21 protein-coding genes are annotated in these 21,609 nt (G+C 63.3%); 13 read left to right on the plus strand and 8 right to left on the minus strand.

Going from position 1 to position 21,609, the window contains the following annotated elements; genetic code table 11:
- The first annotated feature begins 8 nt into the window (after positions 1-8).
- Positions 9-554: a gluconokinase gene (locus tag ACNQOP_RS10625; protein WP_211714223.1), complete on the plus strand. Its 546-nt coding sequence runs from the start codon at positions 9-11 to the stop codon at positions 552-554.
- On the plus strand, positions 551-1,954 hold the full coding sequence (locus ACNQOP_RS10630; RefSeq protein ID WP_257369232.1) for a GntP family permease: 1,404 nt from the start codon (positions 551-553) through the stop codon (positions 1,952-1,954). The genes ACNQOP_RS10625 and ACNQOP_RS10630 overlap by 4 nt, the downstream gene beginning before the upstream one ends.
- An 86-nt stretch (positions 1,955-2,040) precedes the next feature.
- Here ACNQOP_RS10630 and ACNQOP_RS10635 read toward each other — a convergent pair whose 3' ends face one another.
- The 4 genes from ACNQOP_RS10635 to ACNQOP_RS10650 all read right to left on the minus strand — a co-directional run bounded on the left by ACNQOP_RS10635 (position 2,041) and on the right by ACNQOP_RS10650 (position 5,116).
- Positions 2,041-2,835 (minus strand): anti-sigma factor domain-containing protein, encoded by a 795-nt coding sequence (locus ACNQOP_RS10635; protein WP_416404434.1) that lies wholly within the window; start codon positions 2,833-2,835, stop codon positions 2,041-2,043.
- Between the two features lie 28 nt (positions 2,836-2,863).
- On the minus strand, positions 2,864-3,589 hold the full coding sequence (gene sigK, locus ACNQOP_RS10640; protein ID WP_416404435.1) for an ECF RNA polymerase sigma factor SigK: 726 nt from the start codon (positions 3,587-3,589) through the stop codon (positions 2,864-2,866).
- A 78-nt stretch (positions 3,590-3,667) separates the two neighbouring features.
- Positions 3,668-4,135, minus strand: a complete 468-nt coding sequence (locus ACNQOP_RS10645) for a tRNA (cytidine(34)-2'-O)-methyltransferase (RefSeq protein ID WP_211714220.1) — start codon at positions 4,133-4,135, stop codon at positions 3,668-3,670.
- Between the two features lie 42 nt (positions 4,136-4,177).
- Positions 4,178-5,116 carry a J domain-containing protein gene (locus ACNQOP_RS10650; protein ID WP_416404436.1) on the minus strand — a complete coding sequence of 313 codons (939 nt, stop codon included), beginning with the start codon at positions 5,114-5,116 and terminating at the stop codon, positions 4,178-4,180.
- Between the two features lie 111 nt (positions 5,117-5,227).
- Here ACNQOP_RS10650 and ACNQOP_RS10655 point away from each other — a divergent pair, with 111 nt between their 5' ends.
- Positions 5,228-6,169 (plus strand): diacylglycerol/lipid kinase family protein, encoded by a 942-nt coding sequence (locus ACNQOP_RS10655; RefSeq protein ID WP_416404437.1) that lies wholly within the window; start codon positions 5,228-5,230, stop codon positions 6,167-6,169.
- A 75-nt stretch (positions 6,170-6,244) separates the two neighbouring features.
- Positions 6,245-6,916: a hypothetical protein gene (locus ACNQOP_RS10660; protein ID WP_416404438.1), complete on the plus strand. Its 672-nt coding sequence runs from the start codon at positions 6,245-6,247 to the stop codon at positions 6,914-6,916.
- Between the two features lie 20 nt (positions 6,917-6,936).
- Here ACNQOP_RS10660 and ACNQOP_RS10665 read toward each other — a convergent pair whose 3' ends face one another.
- Complete coding sequence (locus tag ACNQOP_RS10665) at positions 6,937-7,332, minus strand: hypothetical protein (RefSeq protein ID WP_416404439.1); 396 nt, start codon at positions 7,330-7,332, stop codon at positions 6,937-6,939.
- 110 nt (positions 7,333-7,442) lie between these two features.
- Between ACNQOP_RS10665 and ACNQOP_RS10670 the strand changes: the two genes are divergently transcribed.
- Positions 7,443-8,138: a helix-turn-helix transcriptional regulator gene (locus tag ACNQOP_RS10670; protein WP_416404440.1), complete on the plus strand. Its 696-nt coding sequence runs from the start codon at positions 7,443-7,445 to the stop codon at positions 8,136-8,138.
- Between the two features lie 9 nt (positions 8,139-8,147).
- Positions 8,148-9,371, plus strand: a complete 1,224-nt coding sequence (locus ACNQOP_RS10675) for a cysteine desulfurase family protein (protein ID WP_416404441.1) — start codon at positions 8,148-8,150, stop codon at positions 9,369-9,371.
- Positions 9,372-9,409: 38 nt separating this feature from the next.
- Here the strand turns inward: ACNQOP_RS10675 and ACNQOP_RS10680 are convergent, their stop codons facing one another.
- On the minus strand, positions 9,410-10,648 hold the full coding sequence (locus tag ACNQOP_RS10680; protein WP_416404442.1) for an NAD(P)/FAD-dependent oxidoreductase: 1,239 nt from the start codon (positions 10,646-10,648) through the stop codon (positions 9,410-9,412).
- Positions 10,649-10,824: 176 nt separating this feature from the next.
- Here ACNQOP_RS10680 and mnmA point away from each other — a divergent pair, with 176 nt between their 5' ends.
- Both mnmA and ACNQOP_RS10690 read left to right on the plus strand, forming a co-directional pair.
- Positions 10,825-11,946, plus strand: coding sequence for a tRNA 2-thiouridine(34) synthase MnmA (gene mnmA, locus ACNQOP_RS10685; protein ID WP_416404565.1), 1,122 nt, complete (start codon positions 10,825-10,827; stop codon positions 11,944-11,946).
- 94 nt (positions 11,947-12,040) lie between these two features.
- On the plus strand, positions 12,041-13,666 hold the full coding sequence (locus tag ACNQOP_RS10690) for a hypothetical protein (RefSeq protein WP_257369224.1): 1,626 nt from the start codon (positions 12,041-12,043) through the stop codon (positions 13,664-13,666).
- Positions 13,667-13,685: 19 nt separating this feature from the next.
- Here the strand turns inward: ACNQOP_RS10690 and ACNQOP_RS10695 are convergent, their stop codons facing one another.
- On the minus strand, positions 13,686-14,513 hold the full coding sequence (locus tag ACNQOP_RS10695; RefSeq protein ID WP_284986911.1) for a caspase family protein: 828 nt from the start codon (positions 14,511-14,513) through the stop codon (positions 13,686-13,688).
- A gap of 242 nt (positions 14,514-14,755) precedes the next feature.
- On the opposite strand from ACNQOP_RS10695, the gene ACNQOP_RS10700 reads away from it, so the two are divergent.
- The 4 genes from ACNQOP_RS10700 (at position 14,756) to ACNQOP_RS10715 (ending at position 20,321) form a co-directional block, all read left to right on the plus strand.
- A complete protein-coding gene (locus tag ACNQOP_RS10700; protein ID WP_416404443.1) occupies positions 14,756-16,384 on the plus strand; it encodes an ABC transporter substrate-binding protein in 1,629 nt (542 codons plus the stop codon).
- Between the two features lie 126 nt (positions 16,385-16,510).
- Entirely contained in the window at positions 16,511-17,602 is a 1,092-nt protein-coding gene (locus ACNQOP_RS10705) for an ABC transporter permease (protein ID WP_284986912.1), read from the plus strand.
- A gap of 2 nt (positions 17,603-17,604) precedes the next feature.
- The gene (locus tag ACNQOP_RS10710) at positions 17,605-18,618 is read left to right on the plus strand and encodes an ABC transporter permease (RefSeq protein WP_257369220.1); all 1,014 of its coding nucleotides are present in this window, start codon (positions 17,605-17,607) and stop codon (positions 18,616-18,618) included.
- Positions 18,615-20,321, plus strand: a complete 1,707-nt coding sequence (locus ACNQOP_RS10715) for an ABC transporter ATP-binding protein (protein ID WP_284986913.1) — start codon at positions 18,615-18,617, stop codon at positions 20,319-20,321. Before ACNQOP_RS10710 ends, ACNQOP_RS10715 begins: the two co-directional genes overlap by 4 nt.
- Before the next feature lie 78 nt (positions 20,322-20,399).
- Here the strand turns inward: ACNQOP_RS10715 and ACNQOP_RS10720 are convergent, their stop codons facing one another.
- A complete protein-coding gene (locus tag ACNQOP_RS10720; RefSeq protein WP_416404444.1) occupies positions 20,400-21,056 on the minus strand; it encodes an NADPH-dependent F420 reductase in 657 nt (218 codons plus the stop codon).
- 160 nt (positions 21,057-21,216) lie between these two features.
- Here ACNQOP_RS10720 and ACNQOP_RS10725 point away from each other — a divergent pair, with 160 nt between their 5' ends.
- Complete coding sequence (locus tag ACNQOP_RS10725; protein WP_235520619.1) at positions 21,217-21,606, plus strand: chorismate mutase; 390 nt, start codon at positions 21,217-21,219, stop codon at positions 21,604-21,606.
- The last annotated feature ends 3 nt before the right edge of the window (positions 21,607-21,609 follow it).

The following is a 21,609-nucleotide window of genomic DNA, read 5'->3' on the forward strand; positions in this document are numbered from 1 at the left end:
AGACTTTGATGGCGAAGACTGCGCAACAACCCGTACTGGTGATTATGGGAGTCTCCGGTTCCGGCAAATCGACTGTGGCCGGTGTTCTCGCCGGGAAGCTGGGATGGGATCTCGCTGAGGGCGACGACCTTCATCCCGAAGCCAACGTCGCCAAGATGCAGTCGGGGCTCGCCCTCACTGATGAGGACCGTTGGCCTTGGCTGGGCATCATTTCGGATTGGATCCGTCAGCGCACGGACGCCGGAATCCCGGCAATCATTACGTGCTCGGCACTGAAAAAGAAGTACCGCGACGTTCTCCGCGGCGAAGGAGTGGTCTTCGTTTTCCTGCAAGGAAGCAAGGACAAGATCTCGGACCGACTGGCCTCCAGGCACGGGCATTTCATGCCGCCGTCGCTTCTTGAATCGCAATTTGACGCCCTGGAGGAACCCACCGACGACGAGAACTACATCTCGCTGTGCGTTTCCGCGTCGCCCGCCGAGGAAGCTGACGAAGTCATCGAGCGGCTTGGTCTTCGCCCCGCGGGTGCCAATACCGGAACGAGTGCCTCGTGAAGGCCTTGGAAGCTGCGACGGAAGTGCAGCAATGGACCGCGCACGACACTCAGCTCCTGGTAGTTGCGGCGCTGGGAATCGCCCTGATCGTGGTGCTGATCGCGAAACTCAAGATGCACCCGTTCCTTTCACTTGTCCTGGGCTCAGCCTTTGTTGGGCTTGCGTCAGGGGTGGAGCTGGGGAAGGTCATCACCAACTTCGAGGACGGCGTGGGCGGTGTCCTGAAGGAAGTTGGCCTGCTGATTGCCCTTGGCGCCATGCTCGGGAAGTTGCTCGCCGATTCCGGCGGTGCCAACCGGGTTGTCGATACTTTGCTGGCCAAGGCCAGCGGCAACAAGCTGGTCTGGATGATCACGCTGGTTGCTGTCATCATCGGCCTGCCCATGTTCTTCGAGATCGGGCTCGTCCTGCTGCTCCCGGTCATCGTGCTGGTCACCCAGCGATCCAAGATGAAGCTGATGCGCATAGCCATCCCGGCTTTGGCTGGCCTGTCGGTGCTTCACGGCCTCGTGCCGCCGCACCCCGGACCGCTCATTGCCATCAGCGCAGTGAAAGCGGAACTGGGAACAACGCTGGGCCTGGGCATCTTGGTGGCTATCCCCACCGTTATCATCTGTGGCCCGCTTTTCTCACGCCTTGCAGCCCGTTGGGTCCCCGTGGATGCTCCGGCCGTTGCTGGTGGCATTGACACCCAGCACACGGCGGACTTGAGCGACGTCAAGCGCCAGCCTTCCTTTGGCGTGACTCTGCTGACCATCATCTTCCCGGTTGTCCTGATGCTCCTGAAGGCCTTGGGGGGCATCATTTGGCCGGACGCCGCAACTGCGCCCGGCATCAGGATCTTCTTCGACTTCGTCGGCCAGCCGCTGGTAGCCATGACCCTTGCAGTGCTTCTGGCAATCGTTACCTTCGGCTACGCCGTGGGATTCACAGGAACCAGGATCACGGCGAAACTGGGGGAGAGCCTGGGCCCCATCGCAGCCATCCTCCTCATTGTGGGTGCCGGCGGCGGTTTCAAGCAGACGCTCATTGGTGCCGGAGTGGGAGACGCCGTCAAGAAGTGGGCAGAAGGGGCCAACATGTCGGTCCTGGTCCTGGGCTTCATTGTCGCAGTGGCCCTCCGCCTGGCCACTGGCTCGGCAACGGTCGCCACGGTCACGGCAGCCGGTATCGTCGCGCCCCTCGCCAGCAGCCTGAGCCCAACCCATGCAGCTCTGCTTGCGTTGGCGATCGGCGCCGGCTCGCTGTTCCTCTCGCATGTCAACGACGCCGGATTCTGGTTGGTCAAGGAACTGTTCGGCCTCACGGTCGGGCAAACGTTCAAGACGTGGTCGGTCATGGAGACCTTGATTTCCGTGGTTGGATTCGGCTTCGTGATGCTGCTGTCGCTGGTGTTATAGCTTCCGGAACGCAGTAAGACGCCGACGGCGGCCGTCCCTTGTTGGTGGGGCGGCCGCCGTCGGGCGTTAAGTCAGCAGGTCAGCGCTCAAGCGGAAAGAGCTACCACCAGCACCGGGGCTGTGGTGGGCGCTTTCGACCCGCCCGCTGGTTCCACCGTGATGGCTACGGAGGACGCCGAAGAGAGGCCCTTTACAACTGCAGGCTTCGAGAGCGTTTGGGCGTCCATGGTGCCTTGGGGTACCGGGGCGGAGCCGTCCTTTGGCAGCGTCCACAGCTGGTAGACCTTGCCCTCGGGCGCAGGTGCTACGCCGTTCATCAGGACCACGAAAGAGTCCTTGGCCGAGGATGCCGAGATGGTGGCTGTGCCGCCGCCGGGAACCGCTGCTGACTGCTTCTGGACATCCTGTGCCTGGAGGACCTGGTTGACGGGATCGTTCTGGGCGGAGACATAGGACCCCACACCAATCCCACCCAGGGCAAGCGCCGCGGCGGCTGCCGCTCCTACGATCCATCGGCGCGCGCCACCATTGCGGCGTTCTTCGCGCTTTGCCCTGGCGGCCGCGAGATCGTCGACGGCGGGCCCGGCCGCCGCAGGCGCTGCGGGCGCGGAGACGGGCTCCGTGGCAACGTCCTTGGTGATGCGGTCCATGATGTTCCCGAAAAGTCCGGCAGGCGGCTCTTCCTCGGGCGCAAAGCTGACCGCAAGGGTCTCGCGGGCTTCACGGACCCGCTCCAGGAATTCCGGACCTTCGGGGGCGTCCTTGACGAAGTCATCGATCATGGCCCGTTCATCGTCACTGACGGCGTCCAGGGCATAGATCTCAGCCAATTCGAGGACCCGGCCCTCGGCGAGGTCGGTAGCAATGTCATTGGCAAACATTCTGCGGATAAAGCCTCCACCAGTGTTCTCACTCAAAGGAACCCACCCCCAGGCAGGTCTTCAGGCGCAGCAGTCCGTCGCGGATGCGGGACTTGATCGTGGGAACGGCGGCGCCAAGGTGCTCGGCCACTTCCCTGTAGGTCAGGCCGCCGTAGTAGGCGAGCCGGACTGACTCGCGCTGGGTGTCAGTCAAGGTGCCGAGGCATCGGCTGACGGCCTCGGCTTCGAGGTTGCTGTCCGCTTCCTCTGCCACCACGTCCCTGTCCGGGTCCAAGCTGGCTGCTCCGTATTTGGCCTCACGGTCCGTTGCGGACTGCACGGAACGCACCCGATCAATGGCGCGACGATGCGCGATGGTCATGAGCCAGGCCAGCGGAGTTCCTGCGGCGCGGTCAAACTTTGCTGCGCCTTCCCATACCTGGATGAAGACTTCCTGGGTGGCGTCTTCGCTGAGGTCCGGGTCTATCAGGACCCGCTTGGCCATGCCGAATACCCTGCGCGAAGTGAGGCGGTAGAACTCTGCGAAGGCCTGCTGGTCTCCTGAGGCCACAAGGTTGAGCAGGCCGGTGAGCTGCGAGTTCAGGTCTGTCGCAGTATCGGCCGGCTCGACCACCGGAACGGAGGGTTTGTTGGGGATGTCCATCACCGTCCAGCATATGTTGTCCCGTTTGAATCGCGCAGCATGAGCCGCTGGTGTTGTGGGCGCGGCGGGACGGTGCCTTGCTGCCATCGCGCTGGTCTGCTGCACGCTCACGTAGGCTCCCTCAATGAATATCCGGGCCAGGGGTTGTCCCTGCATAAGGTATTCGGTGCTGTGGGGTCCTTGGATGGGCTAGAGTTTGGCGCCCGCGAATCCGTTTTGCCGCCAGGCCTCGAAGACTGCGATCGAGGCCGCGTTGGCCAGGTTCAGTGAGCGGAGGGAAGGCTTCATGGGCAGGCGTACACGTGCGGTGACGTGGGGATCCTGCTTGAGCCATTCCGGCAAGCCCACGGACTCGGGGCCGAACATCAGGACGTCCCCTTCGCGGTAGCTGATGTCCGTGTAGGACGTTTCGCCGTCGGCGGTGTAGGCGAAGACGCGCTCCGGCTGAAGGGCCGACCACGCGGCGTCGATGTCCTTGTGGACAGTCACGACAGCCAGGTCGTGGTAATCGAGGCCGGCGCGGCGGAGTTTGGCGTCGGAGAAATCGAAACCCAGGGGCTCCACCAAATGGAGCTCAGCCCCGGTGATGGCCGCCAGGCGGATAGCGTTGCCCGTATTGCCCGGGATTTCTGGAGTGTGGAAAAGGATGCGGAACACTGTCCCATCTTAGTCAGGGGCCCGGGGAGCTGCTGATTGGGCCTAGTGCATCCCGCGGAGGAGGCGTGCCAGGACCGGGACCACCACGGTGTTGGGAGCGGGTCCGGAACTGAGGAACTGCTTCAAGCCACGGGCCAGTCCTGCACCGTTGACCACTTCCACCGGGTTGTGGGTGGACTGGCCCTTGCCGTACTGGTCGATGACCGGTTCGTGCAGGTTTCCGTCCGGACTGTGCAGGACCACCCAGCCGGTGACGTTCAGTTCAGGAAAGATCTCCTGCATATGGCGGACGATGTGAGCCAGTTGCGGGGGAGCCACGGAACGTCCGCCATGCCGCAGCGACTGTCCGTCCCACGCATAGGCGCCTTTGGGCAGCAGCATGGAGCCCACCAGCGCAAGCCGGTAGCCCGACAGGACAGCATGGTCGATGTGGTTGTTGTCCGACGGCGACCGGAGACCGTTGATCAGGCGGGCCGCGGGGATAGCGGTCAGGACTTGCCTGCTGATGAGCTGGACCGTTCGCATCTCGCGCTGGATGCGCGCTTCGGCACCGAAGATGCCACGTTTGCGGGGTATCCCGTGGACTTGCCTGGCAGCTTCTGCCGCGGAGATAAGGGGTACCTCGTTGGGGTCCTCGAAGCCGGGCACGTAGACCGGTGGATCGCCCGCTGTGTTCCGTTGGGCCTGGGGTCGTTTGATGTTGGTGGTCGGACCCGGAGCGGACTCGCCGGAGTAATCGCCTGGCCGCGGCTGGCTGACACCCGACGCTCCGCTGGCATAGCGGCGGTCATATTCTGCCCTGCGCTGTGGGTCGATCAGTGTCTCGTAGGCCAAAGTCACCCGACGGAAAGTTTCCGCTTCGCCGCCGTGATCCGGGTGGGCCATACGGGCAGCCTTGCGGTAGGCCACTTTGATCTCCTTGTCCGTTGCCGTGACGGCGACGCGGAGAACCTGATAGTGCGAACTGCTGCCCTCGGCCAAGCACAGGCCCTTCTCTTATGACGGTCCGCGCAAGACAGGCGCGGCACTGGCAAGTTTATCCAGCTACGTGGTGAACGAGTGCAGGAGGGTGCGTGGTTCCCGGCTGGCATAATGCAGGCTGTGACGTCACCCGCCCTTCCCGTCCCGCCCTCCGGCGCATCGGGAAATATTGTCCTGGCAATAAATCCTGCTGCTTCCTTTGGACGTACCCGCCATGCCGGGCACCAGGCCGCAGGGTGTTTCCGCGCCGCAGGCTGGGACGTCGTCGTGCTTGAAGCTGAAGATTATGGCGCCCTGGCTGACATGGTGGACCGGGCGCTGGGCGGGACGGGTGTGGCTGCGTTGGTGGTGGTGGGAGGCGATGGCATGGTCCACCTGGGCGTCAATGCCCTTGCCGGCAAGCACATTCCGTTGGGCATCGTCCCCAGCGGTACCGGCAATGACGTGGCGCGTTTGCTGAACCTGCCCCTCCATGACACCACCGCCGCGTGTAGGCAGGCGCTGGCCGCGCTGGCGTTCGGTGGGCGGAAGATCGACGTCGGACGGGTCACCGTGGAGGGTCGCACCACCTACTTTGCAGGGGTGCTCTCAGCCGGTTTCGATGCAGCAGTCAATGAACGGGCCAATTCCTGGCGTTGGCCACGGGGAAAGAACCGATACAACCTGGCGATGCTGCGTGAGCTTGTCTCCTTCGGTCCGATCGGATATCGGGTGACTGCAGACGGCCGGCAGTGGAGGCAGCGGGCGTTGTTGATCTCCGTGGCCAACGGGCAATCGATCGGTGGCGGGATGAGGATCACCCCGGAAGCCACCCCTGACGATGGATGGTTGGACCTGTTCGTGGTGCGGCCGCTTTCCAGGCTGCGCTTCCTGGCTGTCTTCCCCAAGGTGTTTGCGGGAAACCATACCGACCACCCGGCAGTACAGATCCGTAGGGTGAGGCAGGTGCGGCTGGAGGCTGCTGGTGTCGTTGCTTATGCCGACGGCGAGAGGCTGGGCGAATTGCCTGTCGATGTGGAAGTGGTGCCTGGCGGCTTGCGCGTCCTCGCCTGAGCGGTAGCCGGATAGACTCGATCGCGTCAGGGCCGCGGGCCGGGGCCGGGAAAGCCGGAAGGGGCTTGAGCGACAGTGTCAGGGAATGTTCGACGGCGGTTGGCCGGGTCGGCTGCCATCGCCGCCGTAGGTGTCCTGTTGGCCTCTTGCAGCGTCAACGTCCCGGATCCGGAAGCGCCGAAGCCCTCGCCGTCGGAGTCCACGCTTTCGACCCCCACCATTACGCCCGGGCACGATGCGGAGGCCGTGGCTGCCAAGGACCTTCCCATGACTGCAGGAAGCACCTTGGCTTCGGGGGATCCTGTGACGGTCTCCAGCCGGATGGAGGAGGTGCCCGGGTGGTCACTGGTTCATTCGGGCCTGCAGGGCGAAGTCCGGTACAAAAGGGCCGATGGATGCGCGTTGGCAATCCGGGTCAGCGTCAACCAGGGCCCTCTGGTGGTCCCAGGCGACGACAACGCTTCAACCAGGGCATTGTTCCAATACCTGGATGCCGGGATCGCCGCCGAGACTCTGAAGCCCGCCTCACTTCGATGGGGAGGAGACGCTGACAAACCGCAGCACAGTGTAGAGTTCCTCGCCCTGGACTCGTCATCCTCCGGAGGGGCCGCGGCGCTGGTGCTGGCAAGGCTGTTCAGTGCGCCGGCGTCCTCGGTGTACATCTCCCTCGCTTGTCCGAATCCAGGAGCGCTCGCGAGCGCCCGGGCGGAGATGGTTTCCAAGCTGGCAGTAGTTCCCCCGTCCTGAGCGGCTTGCCCGGCTGGGTCCTAGCCTTGCGGTGCCCGGGCTGTGGCGAGGCGGTTCAGCGCCAATGCTCCTATGAGCAGGCCGAAATCCCTCAGCGCAACATCGAAGAACGCGCCAAGGACCAAAAGGTTGACGATGATGCCGAGCAGCCAGACGGCCACCACCATAGAGCCTACGCGCGGACGAACAGCGACCAGGATCCCGGCGACTACCTCCACCACGCCCACCCCATACATGAAGACTTGCGCAGGCACCGGGACCACGGCCGTGGCAACGGGAGCGAGGTAGTGGGTCCACTCCGTCAGGAGGTTGGTGAACTTGTCGAGGCCGAAAACCATGGGTGCGACCGTAAAGACGGTCCGTAGCAGGATGAACGCCTGCCGGTCGGGGTTGCGGCGAAATGTGGCCCGTGGCATTGCCGTTGTTTAGGTTTCCATGACTCATCCTTTCTAAAAATAGATACCTTGATTTTAGAACCGGCGGATTCTTAAATCAATGAATCCACTTTTAGAGATAAGCTGTTCCCATGGGCGCTACCGACTTCCCCTGGACCCGAAAAATCGCCGCCGTAGCCTCCTTGGGGGAGGAGAACCGCCGGGCGCTGTACCAGTACGTGCTGGAGTCGGGTGAAGCCGTTGGTCGGGACCAGGCTGCCACGGCCCTTGGACTATCGCGAAGCACGGCGTCCTTCCATCTGGACCGGCTGGTGGACGACGGGCTTCTTCGCGCAGAGTTCAAAAGGCCGGGAGGTAAAACCGGGCCCGGGTCCGGGCGGCCCGCCAAGCTCTACAGGCCCACACTCGATGAAATTGGCGCCTCGGTTCCGCAGCGGAGCTACGACCTTGCCGGCCACCTCATGGCTTCCGCGATTGCCCACTCCGCTGCGGAGGGCGTCCCGGTCTCACATGCCCTTCTCGATGTGGCCCATGCCTCCGGCAGGGAGGCCGGTCGATCGGGTGACTTCATTGGCGCACTCGCCGACTGCGGCTACCAGCCAATGCCCGACGAAGCCGGCGGGTACCGCCTGCTCAACTGTCCCTTCCACCGACTCTCCCGGGACCACGCAGAGGTGGTTTGCCCCATGAACGGGGCCTTCCTGCGGGGTGTGGCGGTGACGTCCGGTGCCGACCCCTCAACGGTGGTGGGAGACGCAGGGCCGGGACATTGCTGCGCCCGGATCACCCGCGACATTGACGACTCCGGCCACGACGCGGCCCGGTAGAATTGCAAGGTGCCTGTATACCTCGATCACGCTGCCACCACGCCCCTATCGGCTGAAGCGCTCGCCGTCATGACGCGTGAGCTGGCGCGAACAGGCAATCCGTCCTCGCTTCACGGCGCGGGCCGTCGTGCACGCCGCGCGGTGGAGGATGCCCGCGAGACGTTGGCAGCCGCAGCCGGCGCCCATCCATCGGAAGTGATCTTCACTTCTGGTGGAACTGAAGCGGACAACCTGGCTGTCAAAGGCCTGTTCTGGGCCCGCCGTGACGAAAATCCGCGCCGGACCCGCATCCTCTGCTCCGCCGTCGAACATCACGCCGTCATGGACACCGTTGAGTGGCTCGAGCGCCACGAGGCGGCCGACGTCGTATGGCTTCCCGTGGACAGTGAAGGCGCCGTCCGGTTGGATGTACTCCAGCGCGAGATCGAACGTGACCCTGACTCGATCGCCTTGATTACAGTGATGTGGGCCAATAATGAGGTCGGGACCATCCAGCCGGTAGCTGAGGTTGTGGGGCTGGCAAAGCCCCACGGAATCCCGGTGCATTCGGACGCCGTCCAGGCATTCGGTTCTGTTCCGGTCGACTTCCGGGGATCGGGCCTGTCTGCTATGTCCGTATCAGGTCACAAGCTGGGCGGGCCAGTGGGCGTGGGAGCGCTGTTCCTGGGCAGGGCCGTGACCTTGACTCCGGTTCAGCATGGTGGTGGCCAGGAGCGGGACGTACGCTCGGGGACCCTGGACACGCCGGCCATCGCTGCGTTCGCTGCGGCCGCCCAAGCAGTCACCGCCCATTTGACCCAGGAGCAGGAGCGGCTGGCTGGCCTGCGCGACCGCCTGATCGACGGCGTCCTGGCGGCGGTTCCCGATGCCGTACTGCGGGGAGCGCCGGGCGCTGGCCGCCTGCCCGGCAACGCCCACTTCACGTTCCCGGGATGTGAAGGGGATTCGCTGCTCTTCCTCCTTGACCTGGCCGGCGTGGAGTCATCCACGGGATCGGCATGCACCGCGGGAGTGCCGCGTCCTTCCCATGTCCTCCTTGCCATGGGTTTGGATGAGGACACGGCCCGCGGGGCACAGCGGTTCACCCTGGGCCACAGCTCTACGGATGCCGACGTCGAGGCTCTCCTCAAGGCATTGCCGGAGGCCTGTGCACGGGCCCGGCAGGCCGGGATGGCGGGCCACGAGTCCAGCATTCAAACGGCGGCGACGGTGGCCAGGCAGCACCAGGCCTGAGCTGTTGCGCGCCGCCAGGGCGTGGGCAGTTCCGCCCGTTACGGGGTGGGCAGAAGGTCCTCGAGGGGGACTGCCGGATCAGCCAGCCGATCCAGGCTGACGCGAACCCTGCCCGTGATGAGGGCCTTGATCGCCTTCTGGACACGGCGTTGGTTGATGCTCATGCCTGCAACCACGCAGCCGTCGTTGACCCAGAAAGCGATGAAGCTGCCGTCAGCCACGGTGCCGCGAATGACGGGCGAAAGGCCGGACGCCAGTGAAGGGAAGCCCGAGTATTCCATGCTCGCCTCGTACTGGTCGGTATAGAAGTAGGGCACTGCATCAAAGGTGGCGTCCTGGCCAAGCATTGACTTCGCCGCGGTCTTGCCGCCGTTGAGCGCATTGGACCAGTGTTCGCTGCGGTGGTGTTCGCCGGTGAATGGATGGAGGGCGTTGGCCACATCTCCTGCGGCAAGGACGTCCGGGGCACTGGTGCGGAGGGCGCTGTCCACCAGGATCCCGTTGCGGACGGCCAGGCCCGCTGTCTCGGCGAGTGCGGTATCCGGGACGACGCCGACGGCAACGACAACGACGTCGGCCGGGAGCCTTTCGCCGCTGTCCGTGACCACTGCTTCCACTGTTCCGGCGCGTCCCTCGATTCCCGCAGCGCTCGCCGGAAGCCTGAAGGCCACACCGTGATCCTGGTGAAGGCGTTGGAAGTAGCGGCCCAATTCCGGTCCAATGGCGGCACTCAGCGGAATATCCTCCAGCCCGAGAAGAGTGACGTCGTTGCCGTACGTGCGGGCTGCCGCCGCCAATTCCATGCCGATCCAGCCGGATCCGATCATGACCACTTTCCTGCCGCCGGCTTTGAGGAGGCTTTGCAGCCGCAGGCTGTCCTCGAAGGTCCGGAAGGTCATGACGCCCGCCAGGTCCGAGCCGGGAAGGGGGATGGTCCTGGGGCGTGCGCCGGTGGCGATGAGCAGTTTGGCGTATTCCAGACGGTGGCCACCCTGCAGCACTATCCGATGGTTGGACGGATCGAGCTCCACCGCGGCGCTGCCAAGCAGGAGTTCGACGCCGTTCTCCTGGTACCAGCCGGCAGGAACCACCGGCACGGAATCTTCGCCCGCCTTTCCGAGGAGGAATTCCTTTGAGAGGGGAGGGCGGAGGTAGGGGATACGGTTCTCGGCGCAGAGCAGTGTGATGGGACCATCGAAACCTTTGTCCCGGAGGGTCCTTGCGGCAGTGGCGCCGGCAAGGCCACCGCCGGATATGACCATTTGTCCTGAAGCCATGTCAGCTCGATTCTAAAATCAGTTGTTCTCATTTTAGAATTACGGGTAGGAGTGGTCAAGGCATTTAGCACACTCCGGCTACTGCGAGCTAGAATGGACGGGCACACTGGCCGTTCCGGGCCGGACACAGGGCAGCCCCAAACACACAGAAAGCCAGCATGCGAGTACTTGCAGCAATGAGCGGCGGAGTCGACTCCGCCGTGGCAGCCGCCCGCGCCGTCGAAGCGGGGCACGACGTCGTCGGGGTCCACCTCGCGTTGTCGCGCATGCCGGGGACCCTCCGCACCGGAAGCCGCGGTTGCTGCACCATCGAGGATTCCCGTGACGCTTGGCGTGCTTGCGATGTCCTGGGAATCCCGTACTACGTGTGGGACTTCTCGGAACGTTTCAAGGAAGATGTGGTCCAGGACTTCATCGATGAATACGCCGCCGGGCGCACGCCCAATCCGTGCATGCGCTGCAACGAGCGCATCAAGTTCGCCGCATTGCTGGAGAAGGCCATTGCTTTGGGTTTTGATGCTGTGTGCACCGGCCACTATGCCAAGGTCATCGAAGATGCCGACGGCAACCGCGAACTCCATCGTGCCGCTGACTGGGCAAAGGACCAGAGCTACGTTCTGGGTGTCCTGACCCACGAGCAGCTCAAGCACTCCATGTTCCCGCTCGCTGATACGCCGTCCAAGGCGGAGGTCCGCGCCGAAGCTGAACGCCGGGGCCTGTCCGTGGCAAACAAGCCGGACAGCCACGATATTTGCTTCATTTCCGACGGCGACACCCGTGGCTGGCTGGCCGAAAAGATCGAGATGACCACCGGCGATATCGTCGATGAAACCGGCGCCAAAGTCGGGGAGCATCCCGGCGCCAATGCCTTCACTGTGGGACAGCGTCGTGGCCTGAAGCTCGGGACGCCCGCTGCCGATGGCAAGCCCCGGTTTGTCCTGGAGATCCGTCCCAAGGAAAACAAAGTGGTGGTTGGTCCCGAAGCGCTCCTGGCCATCGATGAGATTCGCGGCATCAAGGTTTCGTGGGCAGGCCTGCCCATCTCCGAGGTTGCTACTGGTGCGGAGTTCGATTGCTACGCCCAGGTCCGCGCCCACGGTGATCCCGTGCCGGCAATTGCACGCGTGGAAGCAGTGACCGACGACTCCGGCGTTGAGCGGGCTGAGCTCGTGGTTACCCTGACAGATCCCTTGCGTGGGGTTGCGCCGGGCCAGACAGTCGTGCTCTACCAAGGGAGCAGGGTACTGGGCCAGGCAACCATCGACGCCGCCCGCTCCCTCCAGCGCGCGGCACTCTAAAGGGCCATTGCCACCGGATTGGCCGGCCTCCATACTGGGCTAAGCAGCGTTTCCGCTGCGGTATGTGGGGTCCGCATCCGGGATGGCGATGACTGTGGCATTTCCAAAGAAGGGCCCGGGAGATGTCAAAGCCGGGCAAATGGTCACGGTGACCGTCCTGGCTGAGGGGCCAATCGGAGCGGACGGTACTGCCCCGGAGACGGCGCAGGTACGGATCCCTGTGGAACGGCTGAGGCGCGGACCCACCGGGCACCGCTACGCGATCCACATCCGGAAGTGGCGCGGTACCAACGTATCCCCGGTGACGCTTACCAGGCAGGGAGACCCCTGGCAGTTGGTCGACGAGCCGCCGCCGCACGGTCTGCGGGAGCTGCTGGATGACACCCGCTTCCTGGCCCAACATGTGTACGGGGTGGCGATGAGCACTTTGGACATCTTTGAAAGCACCCTGGGACGGCGTATGCCTTGGAACCCGGAGGGGCGCGTGGTCCTCAAAGCCCGCGACCTGGTCACAGCCACGGATACCGGATACCAGCGTGGAAGCAACATCATCCGCTTCGGCTCGGTGGATCGGATGGGATACAAGGTTCCGACGGCCCTCTACAGGGACATCGTGGCCCACGAGGTGACGCACGCGATCCTGGACGGATTCCGTCCCGCCTGGGCCGATGAGCTGGCCACCATGGAGCAGCTGGCGATGCACGAGGCCCTGGCTGACCTCGTGGCTATCCTCTCGGTCTTTTCTTCGCGGGACGTCGTCTACCGTCAACTTGAAGCAGCCCGAGCCGGTTTCGGAGCCGGGCAGGTGGTCGATGACGTGGTCATGATGCGATCGCTGTTCGATTTCGCCCGCGACCTGTTCGCCCGGGGTCCGCTGCGTGAGCCGTTCGTGGGCGTTGTCCCCGACCACTGGCAGGAGCTGTGCGAACCTCATGCACGCGGTGCCGTGGTGGTGGGCGCCGTGCTCCGTGCCGTCCAGCGGCTCTGGGGCGAAAGGAATGCCAGGCTGGGAGACGGGCAAAGCCTCCGGCAAAAAGCCGAATCCGGGTCCATCGTGGCAACCCGGGTCCTGCGGATGGTTATCCGGGGACTGTCCTACATGCCGCCGGTTGATGTGTCCTGGCGTGATCTCCTGCGGGGCATCATCGCAGCCGACCTGGACATGGTCCCGGAGGACATCCACGGGTACCGCGAGGCGCTTCAAGCGGAATTCTCCGCAATCGGCATCCGGAGGGTGTCCAGGGACAACATCAGCGGCGTTGAGAACTACCAGGGGCTCCGCTATCCCATCCGCCTATCGGCCCTGGGCTCGGACCCCCAGGAAGTGCAGCGCTTCGTCTGGGAAAACCCGAGGCTCCTGGACGCGGCACGGCTGGAACGACGGACTCCACTGAGCTCCACGCGCGTCCGGACATCGGAGCGCGTGTCCCCGGACGGGTTCGTCATTTCCGAAATTGGGGCTTCCTTCATCCAGACGGTGCGGATGAGCCGGCGGGAAGCGAACGTCCGCCTCGGGTTGAGGACCACAAGGGACTACGTGGACATTCGGGGTGGAGGACTTTTGCGGTTCGACGCCGGTGGGCGGCTCGTGTATGCCGCGCTGAAGCCCGTGATGGACCGGGACCGGCAAGGGAAGTTGTTCGGTTCCGACCAACAGCACGACGCCGAGCTGGCCGCCTCAGCGGGCGTGCGAAACAGGTTTCACGGCACCGGTGACTAGGCGATTCATGCCCGAACTGTCACGTTCCCCATGCGGCCTTGCGGGCTGCTCTGGGGGCTTCCAGTTGCGCCACTTGGTCAAAGCCTCCGGCCTTCAGGCCTTTGCTGACCAGCTTGAGGATTTCGGCCCGCCCCAACGCCCCGTCGGATCGGAGTGTCTTCAGGAAGTTGTAGGTGAAGGCGCCGTTATAGCGGCCCTCTATCAACGCGTCGGCGGCCGTTTGGTCCGATCGGCAGGCCGCCATCAGCACTGGAGCTGACAGCTTGGCGGTTTTGACCAGGTCGCGCAGGCTTCGGAGCTCCTTGTCTTCGTTCGCTATGGCAGCTTCCGGCGTCGGTGCGGGGAGGAAACGTGGCCGCCTGCCAGGTAGCAAGTCCAGGGACTTGAGCCCCGTGCCGCTGTGGCAGGTGTCCAGGACAACATCCATGAGGACACCTGCGGGCAGGCGGGCAAAAACGGCTGAGAGTTCATCATCCGAGATCACGGTGTCGGGGTCCCACGCGTCCCCGCTGCTGTTGATGTCATGGCAGGCGAAAGCCTCATCCAGGCTGTCGTCCTCGTCCCCGTTGGTATCAGGGATTTGGGTGCCGTGGCTGGAAAAGGTGAAAACGAGGTGTGTGGCTTTGCCGGCGACCGCCGCGTCCACCAGTTTGTTCAGCTCCGCCATGACTGACTTCTTCGTGGCCTGGGCGTCGCAGAGAACGGTGATGGCCGAAGCCTCGAAGCCGTAGGAGTCTGCCAGGACAGCGGCCAGGTCCTTGGCATCGTTCACGCAGCCCTGTAGCCAGCTTGACTGCGGCAGGGAAGCGAACTGATTGATACCTACGCAGAGTGCTGCCTTATCCATGTGCTTGTCCAAGCTGTCGCCCCTTGACTGATCACCCGGGACCACCATATTCCCGCCTCCGCGGCCGGGCAACGGCTGCCGGACGAAGAAGAAAGCTACTGGAAGGTAAATTTTATGTCTCGAATCACAAAATCCGGGGTTCTCCGCTCGGGAAGTCTGGTTGAATCGTGGGATCAAGAGTGTCCGCCGTCACAAATTTTCCACGGCGGCGCGCCCAATCCATCGAACAGAAGGTTCACCAGATGGCACTGAACAAGAAGGCCCTGCACGGCGTTATCGCGCTGGCGGGCATCTCCGCATTCGCCTTGACGGCATGCACCGGGCCCTCCGGAGGCGGTTCATCATCCGCTCCGGCTGCCGGCGGCCCCATCGCCTACGGCACCACGGACAAGGTCACCTCCCTTGACCCGGCAGGCTCCTACGACAACGGTTCATTCATGGTGATGAACCAGGTCTACTCCTTCCTCCTCAATTCCAAGCCGGGCAGCGCAGAGCCCGTACCCGACCTCGCCGAATCGGCGTCGTTCACGTCCCCTTCCGAGTACACGGTCAAGCTCAAGTCGGGGCTCAAGTGGGCCAATGGCCACACCTTGGACTCCAAGGACGTCAAATTCTCGTTCGACCGCCAGGTAGCCATCAACGACCCCGCTGGACCGGCCTCGTTGCTTACCAACATCCAAAGCGTGAGCGCACCGGATGCCACCACCGTGGTGTTCAAGCTCAAGAACGCCAATGACCAAACGTTCAGCCAGATTCTCAGCAGCCCTGCCGCGCCGATCGTGGACGATGAAGTCTTCCCGGCAGACAAGATCCTCTCGGACGACGAAATCATCAAGGCCAACGCCTTCTACGGCCAGTACACCATCGACAGCTACAAAAAGAACGAGCTGGTCAGTTTCAAGGCATTTGCCGATTACAAGGGTGTCCTTGGCAAGCCGGCGAACGACGCCGCTACCATCAAGTACTACGCCAGCCCCACCAACCTGAAACTGGAAATCCAGCAAGGTGCCATTGACGTTGCCTTCCGCAGCCTCAGCGCGACGGACATCGACGATCTCCGCAAGGATTCCAAAGTCAAGGTCCTCACCGGCCCCGGTGGCGAAATCCGCTACATCACTTTCAACTTCGACACCATGCCGTTCGGAACCAAGGCCACCGGTGCTGATCCCGCCAAGGCACTTGCCGTGCGGCAGGCAATCGCCAACCTTGTTGACCGCCAGGCCATCGCCGACCAGGTTTACAAGGGCACCTACCTGCCCCTGTACTCGAACGTCCCCAACGGATTCATGGGAGCCAACGAGTCCTTCAAGGACGCCTATGGCGACGCCGGCAAGCCGAGCCTGGACAAGGCCAAGAAGGTCCTGACAGATGCCGGGATCAATGAACCCGTCTCACTGAACCTGCAGTACAACCCGGACCACTACGGTGGATCCTCCGGCGACGAATACGCCATGGTGAAGGAACAGCTGGAGAAGTCCGGCCTGTTCAAGGTCAACCTGCAATCCACCGAGTGGGTGACCTACAGCAAGGCCAGCCGCGCCGACGAGTACCCGCTGTTCCAGTTCGGTTGGTTCCCGGACTTCAGCGACGCTGACAACTACCTCACCCCGTTCTTCCCGGAGGGCGGCTTCCTCAAGAACCACTACAACAACGCCACGGTCAACGACCTCATCGCCAAGCAGCTCACCGAAGCGGACAAGACCAAGCGTGAATCTGACATCAAGGATGTCCAGAACGCACTGGCTAAGGACATCTCCACCTTGCCCCTGCTCCAGGGTGCCCAGGTGGCAGTTGTCGGCAGTGGCGTGAACGGTGTCGACAAGACACTGGATCCGTCCTTCAAGTTCCGCCTCGGAACTGTCTCCAAGTAACCGAGCCTCTCCATGGAAGGAAGGCGGGACGTCCACCAGACGTCCCGCCTCCTTGCTGAACACCAAGGTGGGCAGCACGCATGAGCCAAATCCCGCGCAATCCACGGGCAGGAAATACAGGTAACAATGACAACACTTATTGAGGTCCCCGAGGCAGAGCCAGGGATCGTTGCTCCAAAGAGCAAGTCCAGGTCCGGAGGAGGGCTTGGCAGATACATCGTGGTCAGGTTCTTCCTGATCATCCCCACAGTTTTTATCCTCGTGACACTCGTCTTCTTCCTGATGCGGGTCATCGGCGACCCCATCACCGCGGCACAAGGTGGCCGGCTTCCTCCGGACGTTCTGGCCCAGCGCATCCATGACGCCGGCTACGACCGGCCCGTTCTCGTCCAGTACTTCGAATACCTCGGCCAACTCCTGACCGGGAACTTCGGTACCACTATCACGGACCGGCGTCCCGTCGTCGAGGTGCTCACTACCTTTGGTGCGGCAACCCTGGAGTTGTCCATCAACGCACTGATCGTTGCGCTCGCAGTGGGAATTCCGCTCGGACTTATCGCCGCGCAACACCGGGACAAGACGTCCGACGCCGTGCTGCGGTTCTTTGCGATCCTTTGCTACGCGACACCCGTCTTCTTCTCGGGACTGCTGCTGAAGCTCACCTTCTCCGTCTGGCTGGGTTGGTTTCCCGTCGCGGGCCGTGCTTCAACCCGGACGGAACTGACCATGGGCGGACTGGCGGCGCCGTCGGGCATCTATTGGCTGGACGCGATTCGCAGCGGCAACTTCACGGCACTGGGCGATGTCGCAGCCCATGCGGTTCTCCCTGCCATCGCGTTGGGCTTGTTGACCGCCGGGGTGTTCCTGCGACTGGTGCGCACCAACGTGATCGGCACCCTCGGCAAGGACTACGTCGAGGCCGGCCGGTCCCGGGGTGTCAGCGAGTACAGGCTGGTGACCAAGCACGCCTATAAACCGGCACTGATTCCGGTCATTACCGTCATGGGCCTGCAGATCGCGTTGATGCTGGGCGGTGCCATCCTGACGGAAACCACGTTCGAGTGGAAGGGCCTTGGGTACCAACTGGTGCAGTACCTCAATGCCCGCGACTTCGTGGCAGTGCAAGGCATCGTGGTGCTGCTGGCCATCATCGTGGCCGTCACCAACTTCATCGTGGACATCATCGCCGCGCTCATCGACCCCCGAGTGAGGTACTGACCATGAGCACACCAACGCTCACACCGCCCCGGCAGCCCCTGTTCTCGAGGCTTCCGGTAGTGTCCCACCTCAAGAAGAGCGTAGGGCTCCAACGCGGCATGCTCATCGTGGGGGTAGTCCTGAGCGGGCTGTTCATCCTGACCAGCATTTTCGCACCGCTGCTGGCACCCTATGGATATTCCCAGCTCAGCGATGCCTCCGGTTCCTTCCCCACGCAGCAGGCTCCCGGTGGAAATCACCTGTTGGGAACCACCGTGGGCGGCTACGACGTCCTGTCGCGGGTTATCTGGGGTTCGCAGACAGCCGTAACCGTCATCATTGTGTCCGTTGCAATGTCCCTGTTCCTCGGTGTCGCCCTGGGATTGCTCAGCGGGTACTTCGGGGGCTGGCTTGACCGGATCCTCGTGGTGGTCGCGGACGCCATCTACGCCTTCCCGACGCTGCTCCTGGCAATCGTCATCTCCATTGTCATCAGCCGTGGCCAGTCCAGTTTCTGGGGCGGGATCTTCTCCTGCGCGTTCTCGATCACCGTGGTCTTCGTCCCGCAGTATTTCCGCGTGATACGCGCCGAAACCATCCGCCTCAAAGCCGAACCATTCGTCGAATCGGCCAAGGTCCTGGGCGCCTCGAGCCTGCGCATCATCGGACGGCACATCTTCAAGAACGCCACCAGGACGCTGCCGCTGATGTTTACCCTCAACGCATCGGAGGCCATTCTCACCCTGGCCGGCCTGGGCTTCCTGGGCTTCGGCATCGAACCAACGTCAGCAGCCGAGTGGGGTTTCGACCTCAACAAGGCCTTGGCTGACACCTCGTCGGGAATTTGGTGGACAGGTGTCTTCCCGGGCATCGCGATCGTCCTGACAGTGCTGGGCTTGACGTTGGTCGGCGAGAGCATCAACGACCTCAACGACCCCCGCATCCGCGGACGCAAGCGCGCCGGCAGGACCCCGGTACTGTCCGCAACCCCGGAAACAGGAACGCCGGAAACCCCGGCAGAGGCAGGAAAGCCATGACCACCAACCTTGGAAATGTCTCAGACCAGTCCGTTGCTGGTGAGCCCGTGCTCACCATTGACCGTCTCCAAGTCACTTTCGCCACCGATGGCGGAGACGTTCACGCCGTCAAGGACGTCAGCCTGGAGGTGAAGGCCGGTGAAGTAGTGGCCATCGTGGGCGAGTCGGGATCGGGAAAGACCGTCACCGCAAAAACGATCCTGGGCTTGCTTCCCGAAACGGCCATCAGCTCCGGTGCCGTGGTGATCAATGGCAACAACGTGATCAGTGTCAGCAAATCCACGCTCAGGAAAATCCGTGGCAGGGATGTTGCCATGGTCTTCCAGGAACCCTCCACGGCGCTGAATCCTGTCTTTACCGTCGGATGGCAAATAGCCGAAGGTATCCGGGCACACGCAACGGACGGCAAGCGTGTTTCCGCCAAGGAAGCCAAGAAGAGGGCCACCGAGGCGCTGCGGAAAGTAGGTATCCCGGACCCTGAAACCAGGGTCGATTACTATCCGCACCAGTTCTCCGGGGGCCAAAAACAACGTGTCGTCATCGCCGCGGCGCTCGCGTTGAACCCCGGGCTGATCGTGGCCGACGAACCCACCACGGCGTTGGACGTCACCGTCCAGGCCGAAATCCTGCAGCTGCTGCGCGACCTCAGGGACAACTACGGCACCTCCATTGTGCTCATCACGCACAACATGGGCGTTGTGGCTGACCTCGCTGACCGCGTGGTTGTCATGTATCAGGGCGACGTGGTGGAGGAGGCGCCGTCCCGCGTCCTCTTCGCCGAACCCCGCCAGGAGTACACCCGCAACCTCCTCGCCGCGGTTCCCCATCTGGGCCGGCACTCGGCCTCTGAAGGTGCCCGGAGCCGCCTCCACCAGGACGGCAAGGTACTGGTTGAGGCCAAGAACCTGACCATCGAGTACCCGGGCCGGTTCGGACGGCACGGGTTCAAGGCAGTGGACAACGTCAGCTTCACGGTGTCAGAGAACGAGGTCTTTGGCCTGGTGGGTGAATCCGGCTCCGGAAAGTCCACGATTGGTCGCGCCATCGCAGGCCTGAACCGGACAACCGGGGGCAGCTTGAAGGTGCTCGGCTACGAGATGCTGGACTTCAAGGAACGAACGTTCCGTCCACTGCGGAAAGAGATCGGGTTCGTCTTCCAGGACCCGGCGGCGTCCTTCAACCCGCACCTGACCATTGGTGAGTGCGTGGCGGAGCCGCTGGTCATCCACACGAAACCGAGCGCCGCCGAAGCGAGAAAAAAGGTCGGTGAGCTACTCGAATCAGTCCAGTTACCGGCGTCGTATGCTCAGCGCTACCCCCACGAGCTATCGGGTGGGCAGCGGCAACGGGCCTCCCTGGCGAGGGCGCTGGCGCTGAACCCGCGGCTTCTGATCGCCGACGAACCCACGTCGGCCCTGGATGTGTCGGTGCAGGCCAAGGTGCTGGACCTCTTCAAAGACATCCAGGAGCAGTTCGGCTTCGCGGCGCTCTTCATCAGCCACGATCTCGCAGTGGTGGACATGTTGTCGCATTGGGTGGGCGTGCTTTACAAAGGCCAGCTGGTGGAGCAGGGGATCGGCAACCATGTGATGGGTTCGCCCCAGCATGACTACACCAAGCGGCTTATTGCCTCGCTGCCGGTGCCGGACCCGGACGAACAAGCACGACGGCGGGAAGCGCACCGGGCACTGCTGGGCGGCTAGCCCGGCATTTATCCCGGCGCGTGAGCCACAGCAAAGGCACGCCCCCTGCATGGGGGCGTGCCTTTGCCGTAGTTGGTTCTATTCGGAAACGATGCCGATATTGAACATCTTTCCTTGGGGCTGTTGCATGAAAATCCGCAACCAGAGGGGGAGCCACATCTCCATTGCGCGCGCAGCGTCCAGGCCGCCCAGATCCCGGATGTGCGCGGGCGTCCACCCAAATTCCTGAAGCAGGCCCGACACTACGGCCTTGGCGTCAGCGTCGTTGCCGGCCATGAAGATGTCATGCGGCGCCGGGAGCCGGCCGGGATCCACCATGACCGGTGCGGTGACGGTGTTCAGCGACTTCACCACCCTGGCTCCCGGATGGGCTCTTTGGATGGTTTCGGCGATGCTGTCCGTATTGCAGACCGTGAGCGGGGGAGGGAATCCCTTCGATGAATCCAACGGGTTGGAGACGTCCAACAGGATCTTGCCGTCCAGGGTGGCGTCACCTGCCTCGGCCAGGACTGACAGGCTCACGGTGCCGGGGGTTGCGTTGATGATCAGGCTGGACCGTGCACAGGCCTCCGCGAAGGAGCCGGCGCTTGCCCCTGTGCCGGCGCTTCGGGCCCATTCCATGCCTTTGGGATTACCGGCCTCGCGGGAACCCATGGTTACTTCATGACCCAGGCTGACGAGTTTTCCGGCGAGCGCGTGCCCTACCATTCCCGTACCCAGCACAGCGATTTTCATGGGAGCTCCTTTGCCTAGGCTGCGGTGATGGTGCCATTCTGCTCCGTTTCCGGCGGCAGGAACACTGCCCACACCGGCTCGCCAGGCGTGGTGCATGCCCTGCTTGCGGAGGGCAGGTAACAACGGCGCCGTCACGTCCCCACACCCTAGACTGGGGTGCATGACCGAGTACAACAATGCCCTTCCCGATGACGCCGATTCCTTCAACCCGGCTGCGAGTTCCCTGGCCGGCCAGGTGGACCGCGCCGTCATGGATGAGCTGCTGTCCATTCGGTCCAGTATCGACAACATTGACGCGACCCTGGTTTTCCTCCTCGCGGAACGCTTCAAGGCCACCCAGAAAGTAGGGGTGCTCAAAGCCACGCACAAGCTTCCTGCTGGTGACCCGGGGCGTGAAGCTGCCCAGATCGCGCGGCTGCGGAGACTCGCTGAGGACGCGCACCTTGATCCCGCCTTCGCGGAGAAGTTCCTGAACTTCATCATCAGCGAAGTGATCCGACACCATGAGGCTATTGCCGAGGATCACCAGATCTCCAGCCAGCAGGCCTGATCC

This window comes from Arthrobacter sp. LFS091 (assembly GCF_047977885.1).
In the GTDB taxonomy this organism is placed as follows: domain Bacteria; phylum Actinomycetota; class Actinomycetes; order Actinomycetales; family Micrococcaceae; genus Arthrobacter.

Bases quoted from the DNA above. Each gene is read 5' to 3' on its own strand.
- ACNQOP_RS10625 (WP_211714223.1), top strand. From the start codon at position 9: ATGGCGAAGACTGCGCAACAACCCGTACTGGTGATTATGGGAGTCTCC.
- ACNQOP_RS10635 (WP_416404434.1), bottom strand. From the start codon at position 2,835: ATGTTTGCCAATGACATTGCTACCGACCTCGCCGAGGGCCGGGTCCTC.
- ACNQOP_RS10655 (WP_416404437.1), top strand. From the start codon at position 5,228: ATGCAGGCTGTGACGTCACCCGCCCTTCCCGTCCCGCCCTCCGGCGCA.
- ACNQOP_RS10665 (WP_416404439.1), bottom strand. From the start codon at position 7,332: ATGCCACGGGCCACATTTCGCCGCAACCCCGACCGGCAGGCGTTCATC.
- ACNQOP_RS10670 (WP_416404440.1), top strand. From the start codon at position 7,443: ATGGGCGCTACCGACTTCCCCTGGACCCGAAAAATCGCCGCCGTAGCC.
- ACNQOP_RS10680 (WP_416404442.1), bottom strand. From the start codon at position 10,648: ATGGCTTCAGGACAAATGGTCATATCCGGCGGTGGCCTTGCCGGCGCC.
- mnmA (WP_416404565.1), top strand. From the start codon at position 10,825: ATGAGCGGCGGAGTCGACTCCGCCGTGGCAGCCGCCCGCGCCGTCGAA.
- ACNQOP_RS10695 (WP_284986911.1), bottom strand. From the start codon at position 14,513: ATGGATAAGGCAGCACTCTGCGTAGGTATCAATCAGTTCGCTTCCCTG.
- ACNQOP_RS10700 (WP_416404443.1), top strand. From the start codon at position 14,756: ATGGCACTGAACAAGAAGGCCCTGCACGGCGTTATCGCGCTGGCGGGC.
- ACNQOP_RS10705 (WP_284986912.1), top strand. From the start codon at position 16,511: ATGACAACACTTATTGAGGTCCCCGAGGCAGAGCCAGGGATCGTTGCT.
- ACNQOP_RS10710 (WP_257369220.1), top strand. From the start codon at position 17,605: ATGAGCACACCAACGCTCACACCGCCCCGGCAGCCCCTGTTCTCGAGG.
- ACNQOP_RS10715 (WP_284986913.1), top strand. From the start codon at position 18,615: ATGACCACCAACCTTGGAAATGTCTCAGACCAGTCCGTTGCTGGTGAG.
- ACNQOP_RS10720 (WP_416404444.1), bottom strand. From the start codon at position 21,056: ATGAAAATCGCTGTGCTGGGTACGGGAATGGTAGGGCACGCGCTCGCC.
- ACNQOP_RS10725 (WP_235520619.1), top strand. From the start codon at position 21,217: ATGACCGAGTACAACAATGCCCTTCCCGATGACGCCGATTCCTTCAAC.